Annotated in this window: 14 protein-coding genes; 12 read left to right on the top strand and 2 right to left on the bottom strand. The window is 76.8% G+C overall.

Annotation, left to right across the window (positions count from 1 at the left end):
- Window positions 1-450 precede the first annotated feature (450 nt).
- Window positions 451-909: a DUF4395 domain-containing protein gene (locus ACYQ02_RS06030; RefSeq protein WP_460039541.1), complete on the bottom strand. Its 459-nt coding sequence runs from the start codon at window positions 907-909 to the stop codon at window positions 451-453.
- 624 nt (window positions 910-1,533) lie between these two features.
- Window positions 1,534-1,839 (bottom strand): antibiotic biosynthesis monooxygenase family protein, encoded by a 306-nt coding sequence (locus tag ACYQ02_RS06025; protein WP_460039540.1) that lies wholly within the window; start codon window positions 1,837-1,839, stop codon window positions 1,534-1,536.
- Between the two features lie 671 nt (window positions 1,840-2,510).
- Between ACYQ02_RS06025 and purE the strand changes: the two genes are divergently transcribed.
- From purE to ribD, 12 genes are all read left to right on the top strand, one after another.
- Window positions 2,511-3,182: a 5-(carboxyamino)imidazole ribonucleotide mutase gene (purE, locus tag ACYQ02_RS06020; RefSeq protein ID WP_460039539.1), complete on the top strand. Its 672-nt coding sequence runs from the start codon at window positions 2,511-2,513 to the stop codon at window positions 3,180-3,182.
- A complete protein-coding gene (gene purB, locus ACYQ02_RS06015) occupies window positions 3,179-4,504 on the top strand; it encodes an adenylosuccinate lyase (protein WP_460039538.1) in 1,326 nt (441 codons plus the stop codon). Before purE ends, purB begins: the two co-directional genes overlap by 4 nt.
- Window positions 4,505-4,609: 105 nt before the next feature.
- Window positions 4,610-5,344, top strand: a complete 735-nt coding sequence (gene purC, locus ACYQ02_RS06010; RefSeq protein ID WP_460039537.1) for a phosphoribosylaminoimidazolesuccinocarboxamide synthase — start codon at window positions 4,610-4,612, stop codon at window positions 5,342-5,344.
- Window positions 5,341-5,721, top strand: a complete 381-nt coding sequence (purS, locus tag ACYQ02_RS06005) for a phosphoribosylformylglycinamidine synthase subunit PurS (protein ID WP_460039536.1) — start codon at window positions 5,341-5,343, stop codon at window positions 5,719-5,721. Before purC ends, purS begins: the two co-directional genes overlap by 4 nt.
- Window positions 5,706-6,485 carry a phosphoribosylformylglycinamidine synthase I gene (purQ, locus tag ACYQ02_RS06000; RefSeq protein WP_460039535.1) on the top strand — a complete coding sequence of 260 codons (780 nt, stop codon included), beginning with the start codon at window positions 5,706-5,708 and terminating at the stop codon, window positions 6,483-6,485. The genes purS and purQ overlap by 16 nt, the downstream gene beginning before the upstream one ends.
- Window positions 6,463-9,102: a phosphoribosylformylglycinamidine synthase subunit PurL gene (gene purL, locus ACYQ02_RS05995; protein ID WP_460039767.1), complete on the top strand. Its 2,640-nt coding sequence runs from the start codon at window positions 6,463-6,465 to the stop codon at window positions 9,100-9,102. Before purQ ends, purL begins: the two co-directional genes overlap by 23 nt.
- Complete coding sequence (locus ACYQ02_RS05990) at window positions 9,060-10,694, top strand: amidophosphoribosyltransferase (protein WP_460039534.1); 1,635 nt, start codon at window positions 9,060-9,062, stop codon at window positions 10,692-10,694. Before purL ends, ACYQ02_RS05990 begins: the two co-directional genes overlap by 43 nt.
- Window positions 10,691-11,821 (top strand): phosphoribosylformylglycinamidine cyclo-ligase, encoded by a 1,131-nt coding sequence (gene purM / locus ACYQ02_RS05985; RefSeq protein WP_460039533.1) that lies wholly within the window; start codon window positions 10,691-10,693, stop codon window positions 11,819-11,821. Before ACYQ02_RS05990 ends, purM begins: the two co-directional genes overlap by 4 nt.
- Window positions 11,818-12,816, top strand: a complete 999-nt coding sequence (purN, locus tag ACYQ02_RS05980; RefSeq protein ID WP_460039532.1) for a phosphoribosylglycinamide formyltransferase — start codon at window positions 11,818-11,820, stop codon at window positions 12,814-12,816. Before purM ends, purN begins: the two co-directional genes overlap by 4 nt.
- A 79-nt stretch (window positions 12,817-12,895) precedes the next feature.
- Window positions 12,896-14,653, top strand: coding sequence for a bifunctional phosphoribosylaminoimidazolecarboxamide formyltransferase/IMP cyclohydrolase (gene purH / locus ACYQ02_RS05975; RefSeq protein ID WP_460039531.1), 1,758 nt, complete (start codon window positions 12,896-12,898; stop codon window positions 14,651-14,653).
- A 72-nt stretch (window positions 14,654-14,725) separates the two neighbouring features.
- A complete protein-coding gene (gene purD / locus ACYQ02_RS05970; RefSeq protein ID WP_460039530.1) occupies window positions 14,726-16,024 on the top strand; it encodes a phosphoribosylamine--glycine ligase in 1,299 nt (432 codons plus the stop codon).
- 594 nt (window positions 16,025-16,618) lie between these two features.
- Window positions 16,619-17,887 carry a bifunctional diaminohydroxyphosphoribosylaminopyrimidine deaminase/5-amino-6-(5-phosphoribosylamino)uracil reductase RibD gene (gene ribD, locus ACYQ02_RS05965; RefSeq protein ID WP_460039529.1) on the top strand — a complete coding sequence of 423 codons (1,269 nt, stop codon included), beginning with the start codon at window positions 16,619-16,621 and terminating at the stop codon, window positions 17,885-17,887.
- Window positions 17,888-17,928: the final 41 nt, after the last annotated feature.

Below are 17,928 nucleotides of genomic sequence, written 5' to 3'. Positions count from 1 at the left end.
GCCGCCGAACGGGGGTGGCGAGAGGGACGAACGGGCGCCGGCCGGCCGGGGCGGCGGCCGGGCGCCGGGAACGGAGCCGGCGCGCCACGCAGGGGGCGATGCCCTGTCCCGTTAACGGGAGAACCCGGCCGCGTCTACTGGGGTGGAACCGGCCCGGCAGCCTGTGGCCGGGCGGTTCCGCCCGTTCGGGCGGCGGCGGGCCGGCCTCGCCCCGCGTCGGGGCGGGCCGGCCGGGGAGGGGATCTTCCCGCGGGGCCGCCGGACGGGACTCGCAGCCCATGGTCGCCCATGGTCCCGCTCTCTGGCCGGCGGGCCGCCGGGTACTCGTCCTCCCGGCGCCGTTCGACGATATGGCCGGCCCAAAGGGCCCTTTTCAGGGGGCTGCCACGGTTTGCCGATTACTATGCCCGCCGCCGTGCCACCTGTCAAGGGGTTCGGGGTGGTGCCGGATCAGGCGGCCGGGTGGGAGCCGGGGCGCCGGATCCAGCCCCGCTGCAGCAGCTGGTAGTAGATCGTGCAGCCCAGGCAGAAGCCGCGGGAGGCGATGAAGGCCACCGTGCCGACGGCCAGCAGGGCGCCCCAGCCGATCACGGCGCCCCACAGGGGCGACACAGGCGCCAGGAGGTACAGGCCGGCGGCACCGATGGCGAAGAACAGGGCGGCCAGGGTCTGGTTGAACCGCTGGACGTGGGCATCCTCCCGCTCCGCGCCGGGCAGCCAGCGGGCCACAAGGGGCCGGGCCAGGTGGAACACCAGGTGGCCCCGGGGCCCGAAGAGCAGCGGCAACAGCAGCACGGCCAGCCCGATCAGGGCGCCCGGCCGGAACTGGAAGGCGAAGCTGAGGACGGCGGTCAGGATGATGAAGGTCTGGTTGGCCCGCACCAGGGGCACGGGAATCCCGTCGCGCAAGGTGGGTCCCTCCTCGGGGTGGCGGCTCGAGGCCCGTCGGGTCTAGCCGGCCCGGCGGCGGCGGGCTCCGCGGCGCCGTCAGGGCCGGCGTGTTCCCAAAACCCTATCGGACTACTCGATATTCGCCTTACCCCGATTATGGGAGGGGCCGGCGTCGCCGTCAATCCCGGGCCGGTGTCCCGGGCACCGGCGGGGCGGCGGCCCGGGCAGCGGTGGGGTGCCGACGGGGTGCCGGCCCTGGCACCGTCGGGGCGCCGATGGGGTGCCGACGGGGTGCCGGCCCTGGCACCGCCGGGGCGCCGATGGGGTGCCGGCCCGGGCAGCGGCGGGGCACCTGCGGGGTACCGCCCCGGACACCGGCGGGGCGCCTGCGGGGCGCCGCCCCGGGCAGCGGCGGGGCGCCCATGGGGCACCGGCCCGGGCAGCGGCGGGCCGCCGGCCTGGTGCGTGGGTCCTGCCACGCTTCCGGCCCGCCGCGCCGGTCCGGCCGGTGCACCCGGTGGCCGGTCCCGAACCCTCCCGGGCGCCGCAACCGCCGGCGGCCCCCTGAGCCCCCCGGGCCGCGCCCCGCTCCCCGCTCCCCTGGCCCCCGGGTCGGCGTGCCCCCGCGGCTGGCCCTGGGCCTCAGGCCTGGCGCAGGACCTCGTAGATCACCAGCTCGCTGCGGGCGCCGGCCGACGCGCCGCTGTGGCGGTGGGCATGCTGGAAGTGGGCGCTCTGGCGCCAGGCTTCGAAGGCCTCGCGGGAGGCCCAGCGGGTCACGACCAGGTACTCGGCGCGGCCGGCCTCCCCGGCCCTACCGGTGGCGCGCCAGAACTCGAAGCCCAGGCAGCCGGGGACGTCCTTCATCCCCGGTGTGCGGGAGAAGGCCTCCTCCAAGCGGGCTTCGCCTCCCGGTTCGGGCCAGATGCGGTTGATGACGACGAGCATGCAGGCGCCTCCTCTCGCTGGGTGAGGGTCCGGGCCCCCAGGGTGGCCTTCCCCGGAGGGGGCCGGCACCCAGACCCAGGGTTCCCCGCAGGCAGCCGGCGGTCCTCCCTGGCTGAGGTGGCCGGGGTCCCGGAGGATCCGGTGCGAAAAGGGTCCCTGGGCGGCCGGGGAGGGGCCGGTGCCGGGGTTGCGGGCCGGCAGGGGCGGGCAGGGTTCTCCCGCCCCACCCGGGGCGGCCCCGTGGGGGGTGGGACGGGGCGGGACGACCGAAGCTGGAGGGGCCGAGACGCGGAGGCCGAGACGCGGCTGGAGGGCCCGAGACGCGGCCCGACAGGTTCGGGCCGAGGAGCGATGCCGCAGGGGACGGGAGGACGCCGAAACGGGTGCGACGCCACGGCACCTCAACGGGTGGGAACCCGGCGGGGACCCCCGCGGCCTAGGCGGAGCAGCCGAAATCCGAATGTTTAATCCGGAACATCGGGATTGACATTCGGAAATTAACCCAATGAAATCGAAGTGGAACCGATAATATGTCGGATGGTTTCCGAACGTTTCCCCCCTTCCCGGGACCGCGGCCCGCCGCCCGGGGGCTGCCGCCCTGGAGCCCGCTGGGCGCGCCGGCCGCCCGCCGGACCTTTGGACCAAGGGAAAGACCCGAGGAGGTGGCACCCGTGAGCGCAACCGCCAGCCCCGCCGCGGCGCCCACCGTCAATGCAGCGTCGCCGGCGACCCCCGATCCGTCGGCCCCCAGGGTCGGCATCCTCATGGGCAGCGATTCGGACCTTCCCACCCTGCGCCAGGCCTTCGCCGTCCTTCAGGAGCTCCAGATCCCCTTTGAGGCCACCGTCGCCTCCGCCCACCGCACCCCCGAACGGGTGGCCCACTACGCCACCACCGCCGCCCAGCGGGGGCTGAAGGTGCTGATCGCCGCCGCGGGCAGCGCCGCCCACCTGGCCGGCGTGGTGGCCGCCCACACCCTGCTGCCCGTCATCGGCGTGCCCCTCAAGGGCGGTGCGGCGGGGGGCCTGGACGCCCTGCTGGCGACGGCCCAGATGCCGCGGGGCGTGCCGGTGGCCACCGTCGCCCTGGACGGGGCCGCCAACGCCGCCCTGCTGGCGGCCCGCATCCTGGCCCTGCAGGACCCCGGCCTGGGACAGCGCCTGGAAGCCTACCGCCAGCGCCTGCAGGCCCGGGTCGACGAGGCGGACCGCCGGCTGCAGGACGAACTGGCTGGGACCCGGCCCGCGGCGGCTGCCGCCGGGTCGATGGCCGCCGGGCCGGAGGCCGCCGGGGCGGAGGCCGGTTCCACCGGCGAGGGAAGCGGGCAGGCGGTGGCCCCATGATCGAGCGCTACACGCGCCCCGCCATGGGTCGCCTCTGGACCCTGGAGCACAAGTACGCCACCTGGCTCGAGGTGGAGCTCCTGGTGGTGGAGGCGTGGGAGGCGCGGGGCGTGGTGCCCCCGGGCACGGCGGCCCGCATCCGCCGCCGGGCCCGGATCGACGTGGGGCGCATCCTGTCCATCGAGCGCCAGGTCCACCACGACGTGATCGCCTTCACCACCGCCCTGGCGGAGCAGGTGGGCGAGGACGCCCGCTGGATCCACTACGGGCTGACCTCCTCCGACGTGGTCGACACGGCCCTGGCCGTCAACCTGACCCAGGCCGTCGACCTGCTGCTGGAGGAGGTGGCGGCGCTCCGGGAGGCGGTGGCCGAGCAGGCCCGGCGCCACAAGGACACCGTGATGATCGGCCGCACCCACGGGGTCCACGCCGAGCCGCTGACCTTCGGCCTGAAGCTGGCCCTGTGGTACGCCGAGCTGGGCCGGAACCTGGAGCGGCTGCGGCGGGCCCGGCAGGCGGTGGCGGTGGGCAAGATCTCGGGCGCCGTGGGCACCTTCGCCCACGTGGACCCGGAGGTGGAGGCCTACGTCTGCCGCCGCCTGGGCCTGGAGCTGGAGACGGTCTCCAGCCAGATCGTCTCCCGCGACCGCCACGCCGAGCTCCTGGCGGCCCTGGCGATCCTGGCGGGCACCTACGACAAGATGGCCGTGGAGATCCGCCACCTCCAGCGCACCGAGGTGCGGGAGGTGGAAGAGCCCTTCCGGCGGGGCCAGAAGGGCTCCTCCGCCATGCCCCACAAGCGCAACCCCGAGAAGTGCGAGCGGATCTCGGGCCTGGCCCGGGTGATCCGCGGCCATCTGGTCAGCGCCCTGGAGAACCAGGCCCTCTGGCACGAGCGGGACATCTCCCACTCGTCGGTGGAGCGGATCATCCTGCCCGACGCCTTGATCCTGGCCGATTACATGACGGCCCTGCTGACCGAGATCGTCCGCGACCTGCACGTCTACCCCGAGGCCATGGCGGCCAACCTGGAGCGGACCGGCGGCCTGATCTACTCCCAGCGGGTGCTCCTGGCCCTGGTGGAACGCGGCCTGAGCCGGGAGGACGCCTACGCCATCGTCCAGGAGCTGGCCATGCGGGGCTGGCAGGGCCAAAAGCCCTTCCGCCAGCTGGTGGCCGAGGACCCCCGGGTGCGGGAGGTCCTGACACCGGAGGAACTGGCCGCCCTGTTCGACCCGAAGGCCTACCTGCGCCACGTGGACACCATCTTCCGCCGGGCGGGCCTGCTGTCCGGCGGGAGCGATGGGGAAGAGGGCGACTGAAGGCGTCCGGGCGCGTCGGGGGCGCGTCCGGATCGGCCCCGTGGGATGCCAGCGACAGCCGGTGCGGCCGGTGGGCCGGGCCGGCGATCAGGGAGGGGAGCCAGCATGGCACCGGAGGCGGCGACCATCCCCCCGCGGGGGGAGCGGCTGTACGAGGGGAAGGCCAAGATCGTCTACGCCACCCCGGACCCGGGGCTGGTCCGCATCTACTTCAAGGACGACGCCACCGCCTTCGATGGCCGCAAGCGCGGCACCATCGGCGACAAGGGCCGGCTCAACGCCCAGATCAGCGCCCACCTGTTCCGGGTCGTGGAGGCGGCCGGCGTGCCGACCCACCTGGTGGCGGTGGCCGGGGAGCGGGAGCTGCTGGCCCGGAGGGTGGACATCGTGCCCATCGAGGTGGTGGTCCGCAACGTGGTGGCGGGCAGCCTGGCCCGCCGCCTGGGGCTGGAGGCCGGCCGGGTCTTGGACGAGCCGGTCGTCGAGCTCTACTACAAGCGGGACGACCTGGGCGATCCCCTGATCAACCGGGCCCATGTGGGGCTGCTGGGCCTGGCCACGCCGGAGGAACTGGACCGCATGGAAGCCATGGCCCTCGGCGTCAACCGGACCCTGCGGGCCTACCTGGCAGAGCGGGACCTGATCCTGGTCGACTTCAAGCTGGAGTTCGGCCGCGCCGCCGGCCAGCTCCTGCTGGCCGACGAGATCTCGCCCGACACCTGCCGCCTCTGGGACCGGGCGACGGGCGAGCCCCTCGACAAGGATCGCTTCCGCCGGGACCTGGGCGACGTGGCGGGTGCCTACGCCGAGGTCTGGCGGCGGCTGGGGGCGACGGCATGAGCGACGCCCGGAAGGCGGGTGGCGGGGCGGCCCGCCGGTTCTTCCGCGTGGTGGTGGAGGTGGACCTGCGTCCCGGCGCCCTCGATGCCCAGGGCGAGGCGGTGCGGGCGGCCCTGCAGGGGCTGGGGTACCGCCGGGTCGCCGCCGTGCGGGTCGGGAAGCGCGTCGAGATCGACCTTGAGGCTTCCAGCGCCGCCGAGGCGGAGGAACAGGCCAGGTCCATGGCCGAGCAGCTGCTGGCAAACCCGGTGCTGGAGGTCTTCCGGGTACGGGTGGAGGGGGAGGCGCCGGCTGCGTCACCGTCCGCGGCGGCCGCCGTCGTGCCAGCAGAGCCGGCCCCGCGAGAGGGCGGGGGATCGCCGTGCGCCTGGCCGTGATCCGGTTCCCCGGCTCCAACTGCGACCACGACGTGGCGGCGGTGCTGGCCCGCGACCTCGGGCAGCGGGTCGAGGTGGTCGACCACCGGCGCAGCGACCTGCGGTCCTTCGCGGGAGTCGTGCTGCCGGGCGGCTTCGCCTTCGGCGACTACCTGCGGGCCGGGGCCCTGGCGGCCCGCACGCCGGTGATGGAGGCGGTGCGGTCCTTCGCCGCCGCCGGCGGCCCCGTGCTGGGCATCTGCAACGGCTTTCAGATCTTGTGCGAGGCGGGGTTGTTGCCCGGCGCCCTGCGGCCCAACCGGCAGGGCCGGTTCCAGTGCCGGCCGGTGTGGGTTCGGGTCGAAGGGCCCTCGGCCCTGACCGGCGGGCTGGCACCGGGCCGGGTCATCCGCCTGGAGATCGCCCACGGGGAGGGGGCCTACGTGGGCGACGGGCCCGGGGGCGCCCTCAGCCCCCGGACGGGGGCGCGGGTGATCCTGCGCTACACCGACGCGGAGGGCCGGGCCGTCCCGGGCTCCAACCCCAACGGTTCCGTCGACAACGTGGCGGGGATCTGCAACGCCGGGGGGAACGTGGTCGGCCTGATGCCCCATCCCGAGCGGCGCCCGGCGGAGGGGCCGGGCGGCGGGACCGCCGGCGGCGACGGCTGGGACGGCCTGGACCTGCTGGCCCGGTGGGTCGGCTCTGCGGAACGCTGGTGGTCGAGCCGCCGGCGGGCGGCGGCAGGAGGCGGGGTGGGTGATGGTGCGCGCCAGGCCGGTTGAGGCGCCGGTGGAGGCGGTGAGGAAGGCCGGGGTGGAGGCGGCGGTGGAGCCTGGGCCGGAGGCCCCGGCAGGGCCGGCGGCGAGGCCGAGCCCGTCGGAGGGCGGTGGCCGCCTGGATCCGCCGGCCCCACCGGCGGGAGGCGACGTCGCCGCCGGTCCGGCGCCGGCCCCACCGGCGGGAGGCGAGGCCGCCGCCGGTCCAGCGCCGGCCCCGTGGGACGCCGTGGGCCTGACCGGCGCCGAGTACCGCCGGGCCTGCCGCCTTTTGGGGCGGGAGCCGAACGCGGTGGAATTGGGGCTCATCGGCGTCCTCTGGTCCGAGCACTGCGCCTACAAGCACTCCCGCCCCCTCCTGCGCCGGTTGCCCACCGGCGGCCCGCAGGTGCTGCTGGGGCCCGGCGAGAACGCCGGCGCCGTCGATCTGGGGGACGGGACGGCGGTGGTCTTTCGGGTCGAGTCCCACAATCACCCCTCCTTCGTCGAGCCCTTCCAGGGCGCCGCCACGGGCGTCGGCGGGATCCTGCGCGACGTGCTGGCAGCCGGGGCCCGGCCCGTGGCCTTGATGGACTTCCTCTGCTTCGCGGACCCCACCGGCGAGGCCGGCCGGCGGCTGGTCCGCGGCGTGGTGGCGGGCATCGCCGCCTACGGCAACTGCACCGGGGTGCCGGTGGTGGGCGGGCGGGTGCTGTTCGAGCCGGGATACCGGACGAACCCGCTGGTCAATGTCCTCTGCGTCGGCCTCACCCCCGCCCGCCGGCTGCTGCGGGGTGTGGCGGCCGGGACCGGCGCCCGCCTGGTGCTGATCGGGCCGCCCACGGGCCGCGACGGGGTCCATGGCGCCACCTTCGCCTCGGCCAGCCTGGACGGCGACGCCCTGGCCCGGCGACCGGCGGTCCAGGTGGGCGACCCCCTGGCAGGCAAGGTGCTGATCGAGGCTTGCCAGGAGCTGGTCGCCGCGGGGCTGGTGGCCGCCCTGCAGGACCTGGGCGCGGGCGGGCTGGGCGCGGCGGCGGCCGAACTGGCGGCCCGGGCGGGGACAGGGGCCCGCCTGGACCTGGACCGGGTTCCCCTCCGGGAGCCGGACCTGGAGCCCGAGGTCATCCTGCTGGCGGAATCCCAGGAGCGCATGCTGGCGGTGGTCGAACCGGCCCGCCTGGCGGCCGTCCGGCGGGTTGCCCGCCGCTGGGGGCTGCCCGCCCGGGTGGTGGGGCGGCTGGTGGACCACGGCCGCCTGGAGGTCCGGCACCGGGGGCGGACGGTGGCGGATCTGCCCCTGCCGCTGCTGACCCGCCAGGCGCCGGTCTACGAGGTGGAAGGGATCGCCCGGCGGGCCGGCGCCGGCGGCCCCGGCCCGGAGCCCGGCCCGGGGCAGCAGGGCGGTGCCGGCGACCCCAGCGGTCCTGGCCGGGGAGGCGGGGCCCCGGCGAAAGCCGCGGTCGCTGCCGCCGCTGGCGCCACTGCTGCTGCTGGGACGGGGCTTCCGGATGTGGACGGGCCGGAAGGGGTGGCCGCCGCCCTGCGCCGGCTGCTGGGCTCGCCCGCCCTGGCCTCCAAGGCCTGGATCTACGGCCAGTTCGACCACCTGGTGGGGGGGCGCACCCGGCTGCGGCCGGGGGCCGGGGCGGCGGCGGTGCTGGAGGTGCCGGGCAGCCAGCGGCGGCTGGCGGTGGCCATGGCGGGGACGGGCCGCCTGGCCCGGCTAGACCCGCGGCGGGGGGCGGCCCTGGCGGTGGCGGAAGCCGCCCTGCGCGTGGCCTGCACCGGAGCGCGGCCCCTGGGCTTGACCAACGGCCTCAACCTGGGCGACCCGGGCCGGCCGGCGGTGGCCGCGCAGCTGGTGGGGCTGGTGGACGGGCTGGCGGAGGCCTGCCGCGCCCTGGAGCTGCCGGTGACGGGCGGCAACGTCAGCCTCTACAACGAGACCGCCGGCCGCGCCATCGACCCCACGGTGGCGGTCGGCGTGGTCGGGGTCATCCCGCCGCCGGGCCGCTGGGCGGCCGGGTTCTTCCCCGGGCCGGGGCTCGGCATCGCCCTCCTGGGCCCCCTGGCCGGCCAGCTGGGGGGCAGCGAGTACCTCAAGCGCTGCCACGGCCGGGTGGACGGCCCGGTGCCCGCCGTGGACTGGGAAGCCCACCGCCGCCTGCTGGCGCTGCTCCAGGAGGCCGTGGCGGCCGGCTGGGTCCTGGCGGCCCGGCCGGTGGGCGGTGGGGGTCTCCTGGTCACCCTGGCGGAGATGGCGTTCCGCGGCGGGCCGGCGGCGCCGGGGGCGGAACCCGCCGGCCAGGCCCTGGGCCTGGAGGTGACCCTGCCCGCCTCCGAGGCCGACGGCGGCGGCGCCTTAGGGACCCGGCGGGACGCGGTGTTCTTCGGCGAGGGGCCCAGCCGGGTGCTGGTGGCCGTGGCGCCCGGGGGCTGGGAGGAACTGGCCGCCCGGGCGGCGGAGCGGGGGGTTCCCTGCCGGGCCCTGGGCCGGGTGACCGGCCCGGGGGAGCGGCTGCGGGTCTGGTGGGACGGGCGGCTCTGGCTGGACGAACCGGCCGGCGCCCTCTGGGCCTTGTGGGAGGAGGCGCTGCCATGCCTGCTGGATCCACCGGCGCCGGACGGGCCGGACCGCTGAGCCCTGGCCCGCGGGAGGCGTGCGGCGTCTTCGGCCTGTGGGGGCATCCCCAGGCGGTGACCTGCGCCGTCCGGGCTCTGTATGCCCTCCAGCACCGGGGCCAGGAGAGCGCCGGGGTGGCGGCCCTGGATGGCGCCGGGCGGCTGGTGGTCCACAAGGGCGCGGGGCTGGTGAGCCGGGTCTTCCCCGACCCGGTCCAGGTGCCCGGGTTGCCGGCGGGCGCCCAGGCCGCCATCGGCCACGTCCGGTACGCCACGGCGGGCGACCCCGGCCCGGGCAACGCCCAGCCCCTGCTCTTCCCCGGCGGCCCGGGGCTGGGCCCCTTCGCCCTGGCCCACAACGGCCAGCTGGTGGGCGGCATGCGGTGGCGCCGCCTTCTGGCGCGCCGGGGGGTCGAACTGGCCACCACCGCCGACACGGAGGTAATCGGGCGGGTGGCGGAGCGGCTGGCGCGGCTGGAGCGGTCCGATGAACCCTGGGCGGCCCGGCACCGGGGACCAGAGGGGTCGGGGCCGCCGCGGCCGCCGGGGCCGCCCCGGCCGCTGCTCCGGGCCCTGGCTGCCGTAAGGGGCGCCTATGCGGTGGTCGTGCTAACGCCCTGGGGCTTGCTGGCCGCCCGGGATCCCTGGGGGATCCGGCCCCTGGTGCTGGGCCGGATCGACGGCGCCTGGGCGGTGGCCTCGGAGACCTGCGCCCTGGAGACGGCCGGCGGGCGGGCGGAGGCCGAGGTCCCGCCCGGCCACTGGGTGTGGCTGGCGGAGGCGGCGCTCCCCGCCGTGGGCCGGATCGCCGCCGGTGGCGGGTGGGCCGGTTCCTCCGCCCGGGACGGGGGCGGGGCGGGGAGCGGTGCGGAGGGTAGTGCGGGGAGCGGTGCGGAGGCCTTCTGCGTCTTCGAGTACATCTACTTCGCCCGGCCCGACAGCTGCTTCGGCGGCCGCAGCGTCTACGCCGTGCGCAAGGAGCTGGGCCGGCGGCTGGCCCGCCGGCACCCCGCGGCCGCCGACGTGGTCGTGGGCGTGCCCGATTCCAGCCTGCCGGCGGCGGCGGGCTACGCGGAGGAGGCCGGCCTGCCCCACGAGCTGGGGCTGGTGAAGAACCGGTACGTCGGGCGCACCTTCATCCGGCCCGGGCAGGGCGCCCGGGACGAGGCGGTTCGCCTCAAGCTCCATCCCGTGCCGGGGGTGCTGGCCGGCCGCCGGGTCGTGGTGGTGGACGACTCCCTGGTCCGCGGCACCACCGCCCGCTGGCTGGTGGCCGCCTTGCGCCAGGCCGGCGCCCGGGAGGTCCACCTGCGGATCACGGCGCCCCCCTATCGCCATCCCTGCCCCTTCGGCATCGATACCGGCCGGCGCGACGAGCTGCCCGCGGCCGGCCGTTCCCCCGAGGAGCTGGGCCGGGCCCTGGGGGCCGACTCCCTGGCCTTCCTCCCCCTGGAGGAGGTGGTGGCGGCCACGGGGCGGCCGGCGGCGTCCCTGTGCCTGGGCTGCTTCACCGGCCGCTACCCCCTGGATCCTGAGGGCAAGGAGCGGCGGCCCGGAGCGCCGGCGGCGGGCCCTGTTGCGGCGGAGCCGCGGGGGAGGGAGAGACCATGACGAACCGGCCCGAGGCCGCCGGGCGGCCGGAGCCCACCAGCCTGCCGCCCCTGACCTACCGGGACGCCGGCGTCGATCTGGAGGCGGCGGAGCGGGTGGTCGACTGGATCGCCCGGGAGGCGGCCCCGGCCCGCCGGCCCGAGGTGGTGGGGGGGCTCGGCGCCTTCGCCGGGTTCTTCCGCTGGGGAGCGGACGGGGACCGGTTGCTGGCGGCCACCTGCGACGGCGTGGGGACCAAGCTGGCGGTGGCCCTGGAATGGGAGGCCTGGGGCCTGGGCGGGGACGCCCTGGAGGGCATCGGCCGCGACCTGGTGGCCATGAACGTCAACGACCTCTGGGTCCACGGCGCCGAACCCCTCTTCTTCCTGGACTACGTGGCCACGGCCCGCCTGGATCCCGACCGGGTGGCGCGGCTGGTGCGGGGTATGGCCGCCGCCTGCCGGGAGGCGGGCTGCGCCCTGCTGGGGGGCGAGACGGCGGAGGTGCCCGGGCTGTTGCCCCCGGGCGGCCTGGAGCTGGCGGGCTTCGCCGTGGGCCAGGTGGCCGCGGACCGGCTGGTCGACGGGCGGAGGGTGGAACCCGGCGACGCGATCCTGGGGCTCCCCTCCTCCGGGCCCCACAGCAACGGCTTCAGCCTGATCCGCCGGGTGGTGGCCCGGGCCGGGGCCCATTGGGACGACCCCCTGCCCGGTGGCGGCCGCACCCTGGGCGAGGCCGCCCTGGTGCCCACCCGCCTCTACGGGAAGGCCGTGCGCCGGCTGCTGGCGGAGTTTGACGTGCGCGCCATGGCCCATGTCACGGGGGGCGGCCTGCCCGGCAACCTGCCCCGCACCTTGCCGGAGGGGTGCGGCGCGGTGCTGGTGCCCGGCCGCTGGCCGGTGCCCCCCTTCTTCCGGTGGATCCAGCAGGCCGGGCCGGTTGCCTGGGACGAGATGGCGCGGGTCTTCAACCTGGGCATCGGCTTCACCGTGGTCGTGCCGGCGCCCCAGGCCCCGGCCGCGGCCCGGGCGGCGGCCGAGGCGCTGGGGGAGGAGGTCTACATCATCGGCCGGGTGGTGGCCGGCCCCCGGTCCGTCCGGTTCGACCCGCCGCTGGGGACGAACCGGCCCCAGGGGGGCTGCCCGTGACGGCCCCGGGCCCCACCGCCGGCGGAGGCCCCTGGCCACCCGGGGACGGGGCCCCAGGGGCCGGGGCCGGGACCAGGGACGACGCCGGCCCCGGCCTCCGGTCCGCTTGGGCGGCCGGGGCCGCCCCCGGTCCGCGACCGGCCGGAGCGGGGGAGCCTCTTCCGGCTCTGCACCCGGAACCGGGCCCGGCCGGTCCCCCCGCCCCCGGAGAGGGGGGCGGCTGCCGGATCGTCGTCCTGGCCTCGGGGGAGGGGACGAACCTGCAGGCCCTCTTGGACGCGGAACAGCAAGGGTGGCTGGGCGGCCGCATCGTGGCCGTCCTGTCCGACCGGCCCGGCGCCGGCGCCCTCCGGCGGGCGCAGCGGGCCGGCAAGCCGGCCGTGGTGGTGCGGCCGGAGCCGGCGGCGGCCGGTTCGTCCCCGGATGGGACGGCGGACGGCCCCGGCGAAGGCGGGGCGGCGCCGGAGGGCGACCCCAGGGCGGCGGCCGGCCCTCCCCTCTCCGCCCCCATCAGGCCAGCGCCCCGCGCCGCGGGGGACCGGGCCGCCTGGGACCGGGCGATCCTGGCGGAGCTCGGGCGCTGGCGGCCCGATCTGGTGGTGCTGGCGGGGTTCATGCGCATCCTGGGACCGGCGGTGGTGGCGGCCTACCGGAACCGGATCCTGAACGTCCACCCCTCCCTGCTGCCCGCCTTCCCGGGCAAGGACGCGCCCCGCCAGGCCCTGGAACACGGCGTCAAGGTGACCGGCTGCACCGTCCACTTCGTCGACGAGGGCGTCGACACGGGGCCGATCCTCCTGCAGGCACCCGTGCCCGTGCGGGAGGACGACGATCCGGCCCGCCTCCACGGGCGCATCCAGGCCGCCGAGCACCGGCTCTATCCCCTGGCGGTGCGCCTGGTGGCGACGGGGCGGGTGCGGGTGGAAGGCCGCCGGGTCCGGATCCTCGCAGGCGCGGAGCCGGGAACCGGCGGGACTGGGGGACGGGCGGGCTGAGGGGCGGCGTCTCGCGGGAGGTCACCCGGGCCAGGGAGGTCCCGGGAGCAAGGGAGGTCCCCGTGGAGGTGGACGCGACGTGACGGAACCTGCGGCATTTGCCCGTGCTGGCGCCGGTGGCGGCGCCCGGCGGCGGGCCCTCTTGAGCGTGGCCGACAAGGCGGGCATCGTGGAGCTCGGCCGGTCCCTGCACCGGCTGGGGTGGGAGCTGGTATCCACCGGCGGGACGGCCCGCCTCCTGGCCGAGGCCGGCCTGCCCGTCACCCCCGTCAGCCGCGTGACGGGCTTCCCCGAGCTGCTGGAGGGGAGGGTCAAGACCCTCCATCCGGCGATCCACGGCGGCATCCTGGCCCGCCGCGACCGGCCGGACGACCTGGCCTCCCTCCAGGCCCACGGCATCGCCCCCATCGACCTGGTCGCGGTCAACCTGTATCCCTTCGCCCAGGCAGCGGCCGCGGGGGTGAGGGGACCGGCCCTGCTGGAGGAGATCGACATCGGCGGGCCCGCCCTGATCCGGGCGGCGGCGAAGAACTGGCCCTTCGTGATCGTGCTGGTCGACCCGGCCGACTACGGCCCGGTGGTGGCGCGGTTGGAGGCCGAGGGGCAACTGCCCGCCGCCCTGCGGCGGCAGCTGGCCGTCAAAGCCTTTGGCCACACCAGCGCCTATGACGCCGTCATCGCCCGGGTCCTGGCCGCCGAGGAGGGGGACGGGGCCGGGGCGGAGGGTCCTGCGGAGACCGCCGCGGAGGGGCCCGCCGGGACCGCGGGGGAGGAACCCGGCGCCGGGCCGTGGCCCGCCGTCCTGCACCTCACCCTGCGGCGGGAGGCGGTCCTCCGCTACGGCGAGAACCCCCACCAGCCGGCCGCCCTCTACCGCCTGGCCGCCGGTGGGGCCTCCCTGGGCCAACGGCCGGCGGGCGGGTTCGTCCAGCACGGCGGCAAGCCCATGTCCTACAACAACTGGCTCGACGCCCTGGCCGCCTGGCGGGCGGTCCAGGAGTTCACGACCCCGGCGGCGGTGGCGGTCAAGCACGCCACCCCTTGCGGCATCGGCGCCGCCGCCACGCCGGCCGCCGCCTTCCAGCTGGCCCGGGATGCCGACCCCGAGTCCATCTTCGGCGGCATCGTCGCCTTCAACCGGCCGGTGGACGGGGAGGCCGCCGGCCTGCTGGCGGAGATCTTCCTCGAGGTGGTGGTGGCGCCCGCCTTCACCGGTGAGGCGCTGCAGGCCCTGACCCGCCGGAAGAACCTGCGCATTCTGGAGCCGGTCCCGGGGGCGCCCGAACCCCCGGGCCCGACGGGCGCTGCCAACGACGCCGGCGGCGGTCGGTGGAACGGGGCGGAGGACGAGGACGGCCGCCATTGGGAGGTCCGCGGCCTGGGCGAGCTGTGGCTGATCCAGCGGTTCGACCCGCCCGTGCCCGCCGGGGCTCGCCAGGACTGGCGGGTGGTGACCCGGGCGGTGCCCACCGAAGACCAGTGGGCGGCGCTGGACTTCGCCTGGCGGGCGGTGAAGGCCTGCCGCTCCAACGCCATCGTGGTGGCGGCGCCCCAGCCCGGCGGCGGCTGGCGGACCCTGGGCATCGGCGCCGGCCAGACCAGCCGCGTCCGGGCGGTGGAACAGGCCCTGGCCCTGGCGGGCGCCGGGGCCCGGGGCGCCGTGCTGGCCTCGGACGGGTTCTTCCCCTTCCCCGACTCGGTGGAGCGGGCGGCCGCCGCCGGTATCGCCGCCATCATCCAGCCCGGCGGCTCGGTCCGGGACGGCGAGGTGATCGCCGCGGCCGACGAGGCCGGGATCGCCATGGTCGTCACGGGCCGGCGTCACTTCCGCCACTGATGGCCCGGCCGCCAGCGGTGCCGCCCCGTTACCAACGGGCCGTTCTGGATCGAACCGGGAGGAGGAGCCGGTATGCGCGTGGCCGTGATCGGGGGCGGCGGGCGCGAGCACGCCCTGGCCCGGGCCCTGGCGGCCAGCCCGCGGGTGGAGCGGGTCCTGGCCTTGCCCGGCAACGACGGCATGGCCGCCATGGGCGTGGAGTGCCTGGGCGGCGACCCCTTGGATCTGGATGGTACGGTGCGCCGGCTGGTGGACCGGAGGGTGGACCTGGCGGTGGTCGGGCCGGAGGCCCCCCTGGTGGCCGGACTGGCCGACCGGCTGGAGGCGGCGGGCATCGCCGTCTTCGGTCCCCGCCAGGCCGCCGCCCGCATCGAGGGCAGCAAGGCCTTCGCCAAGGCCTTCATGGCCCGCCACGGCATCCCCACCGCCCCCGGCGCCATCTTCGACGATCCCGCCGCCGCGGAGGACTTCCTGCGCCGTCACCCGGGCCCGTGGGTCGTCAAGGCCGACGGCCTGGCGGCGGGCAAGGGCGTGTTCGTCTGCGACGATACCGCCGCCGCCCTGGCGGCGGTCGGCCGCCTGATGCGCCGGGGCGACCTGGGGGCCGCCGGCCGGCGGGTGGTCATCGAGCAGCGGCTGGAGGGCCGGGAGCTCTCGGTCCTGGCCTTGACCGACGGGGAACGGGTCCAGGTGCTGGCCGCGGCCCGGGACTACAAGCGCCTGGAGGACGGCGACCGGGGCCCCAACACCGGCGGCATGGGGGCCTTCTCCCCGGTGCCGGAGGTGACGCCGGCCCTGCTGGATGCCGTGCGCCGGTCGATCCTGGAGCCGGCCGTGGCCGGGCTGGCGGCGGAGGGCCATCCCTACCGCGGGGTCCTCTACGCCGGTCTGATGCTGACGGCGGAGGGGCCCCGGGTTCTGGAGTTCAACTGCCGCTGGGGAGACCCCGAGGCCCAGGTCCTCGTCCCGCGCCTGGCGACGGACCTGGCCGGCCTCTGCTGGGCGGTGGCCACGGGGCGGCTGCCGGCAACCGAGCCCGCCTGGCGGCCGGAAGCGGCCGTCTGCGTCGTGCTGGCGGCGCCCCGCTACCCCGACGAAGCGGCCCACGGCCTGCCCGTCACGGGCCTGGAGGAGGCCGCCGCCCGGCCGGGCGTGTTCGTCGACCACGCGGGCACCCGCCGCCAGCCGGGAGGTTGGGTGACCGCCGGCGGGCGGGTGGTGGGCGTCACGGCCCTGGGGCCCACCCTGGCCGAGGCCCGGCGCCGGGCTTACGAGGCGGCCGCCCTCATCCGCTTCCCGGGCTGCCGGTTCCGGCGGGACATCGCCGGGGACGGGGCCGGGGCGGTGGATGACGGATGGGGGCGCCAGTGAGGCGGCGTGCGGCTGGTTGACGAGCCGATGACCCACGGGCTGAGACGCGCCGGCAGGAACCCCGCCGCCCTTGGCGAAGTCAATGGGCGAGATCAATTTGTGAAAGGCATCACAAACCCCATACGCAGCCGTGTCTCCTTCGGGGCAGGGTGAGGCCACGGGGCCGGCCCAAAGCCGGCGCCCGGGGGCCAATTCCCGACCGGCGGTGATGCGTGGCCGCTGGGGCCACGACGAGCCCGCGAGCCGACCGGTGCCCGCTGTGGTCGGGCGCCGGAAGGCAGGAGCCGGTGAGATCCCGGCGCCGACGGTACAGTCCGGATGGGAGAAGGGGGCAGGGTGGCGGGCCGTGCCGTGCTCGGCCGGCCCCAACTCCTGTCGCGTCCCGCCCCGGTCTTGCACCGGGGCCTTTTTGGTGACGCGCCATGACCGCCTGTTCCGCGACCGGCTCGGCGGCAGCTCCTCCATCCGCCGGCAAGCCGGTGGCCCCTCCCCACTTGTGTCTCCCGGTGGCGGCGCCGATCCCTCGGGTTTGCCCGGTTGACCCCCGTGCGCACGGTTGCGGCAGCATGCGATGGGGCCTAGGGGGTGGCAGGGATGGCCGAATGCGGTGCGGGGTTCCTCGGCCAAGGGTTGAGGCCCGGGGGCGAACCTGGAGGCGGAGACGCCGCCGGCCGGGCCAGCTGGTCCAGGGCGGACCGGTTCTTCATGCGCCGTGCGCTGGAGCTGGCGGCACGGGCCCGCGGACGGACCCACCCCAACCCCATGGTCGGCGCCGTCGTGGTGCAAGACGGACAGATCGTGGGCGAGGGCTACCACCGGCGGGCGGGGGAGCCCCATGCCGAGGTCGAGGCCCTGCAGCGGGCCGGCCCCCGTGCCCAGGGGGCCACCCTCTACGTGACCCTGGAGCCCTGCTGCCATCACGGCCGGACCCCGCCCTGCACCCAGGCGATCCTGGCGGCGGGGGTGCGCCGGGTGGTGGCGGCCATGGAAGATCCCGACCCGCGGGTGGCCGGCCGTGGCCTCCGCGCCCTGGCCGGGGCGGGACTTCAGGTCGCCTGGGGGCTGGAAGAAGACCGGGCCCGGCGGCTCAATGAGGCCTACCTCGTCCACCGGCTGCTGGGGCGGCCCATGGTCACCCTCAAGTACGCCATGACCCTGGACGGGCGGATCGCCACCGCCCGCGGGGACAGCCGTTGGATTACCGGGCCACGAGCCCGGCGCTGGGTCCACCGGTTGCGGGACCGCGTCGACGCGATCCTGGTGGGGGTTGGGACGGTTCTCGCGGACGACCCGGCCCTGACGGTGCGACTGCATCCGGGCGGCCGGGATCCGCTCCGCATCGTGCTGGACAGCCAGGCCCGGACGCCTCCGGCGGCCCGGGTGGTGCAGGTCGCCCGCCAGTCTTCGGCGCCGACCTGGGTAGCCGTCACCCCGTGGGCCCCTCGCGAGCGGGTGGCCCGCCTGGAGCGGGCGGGAGTCCGGGTGCTCCGGCTTCCGGCGGGCCCGGACGGGCGCGTCTCCCTTCCCCACCTTCTGGACGAACTGGCCCGGAGCGGCGTCCTCCACCTGCTGGTCGAGGGCGGGGCGACGGTGCACGCCGCGTTCTTCACCGCCCGCCTGGCCGACCGGGTGATCGCCTGGGTCGCCCCGAAGCTGATCGGCGGGGAACGGGCGCCGGGCCCCATCGGCGGTGCCGGGTTCGAGCGAATGGCAGAGGCCCCGGTCCTCCAGCGGGTGAGGTGGCGGCAGGTGGACGGCGATCTGGTGGTCGATGGCTACCTCCGCGATCCGGTCGCCCTGGGCCGCCGGGGCCCTTCTTCCAGCGAGGGGGCCCGCGACGCCGATCCGCCGCGGCCTCCCTGACCCCTTCCCGGGGCTCGGTCCAACGGCAATCACCGGTCTTC

The sequence above is a fragment of the Thermaerobacter litoralis genome (genome assembly GCF_054654595.1).
The sequence above is the reverse complement of the archived record's forward strand: the minus strand, read 5'-3'. Positions and strand labels throughout refer to the sequence as shown.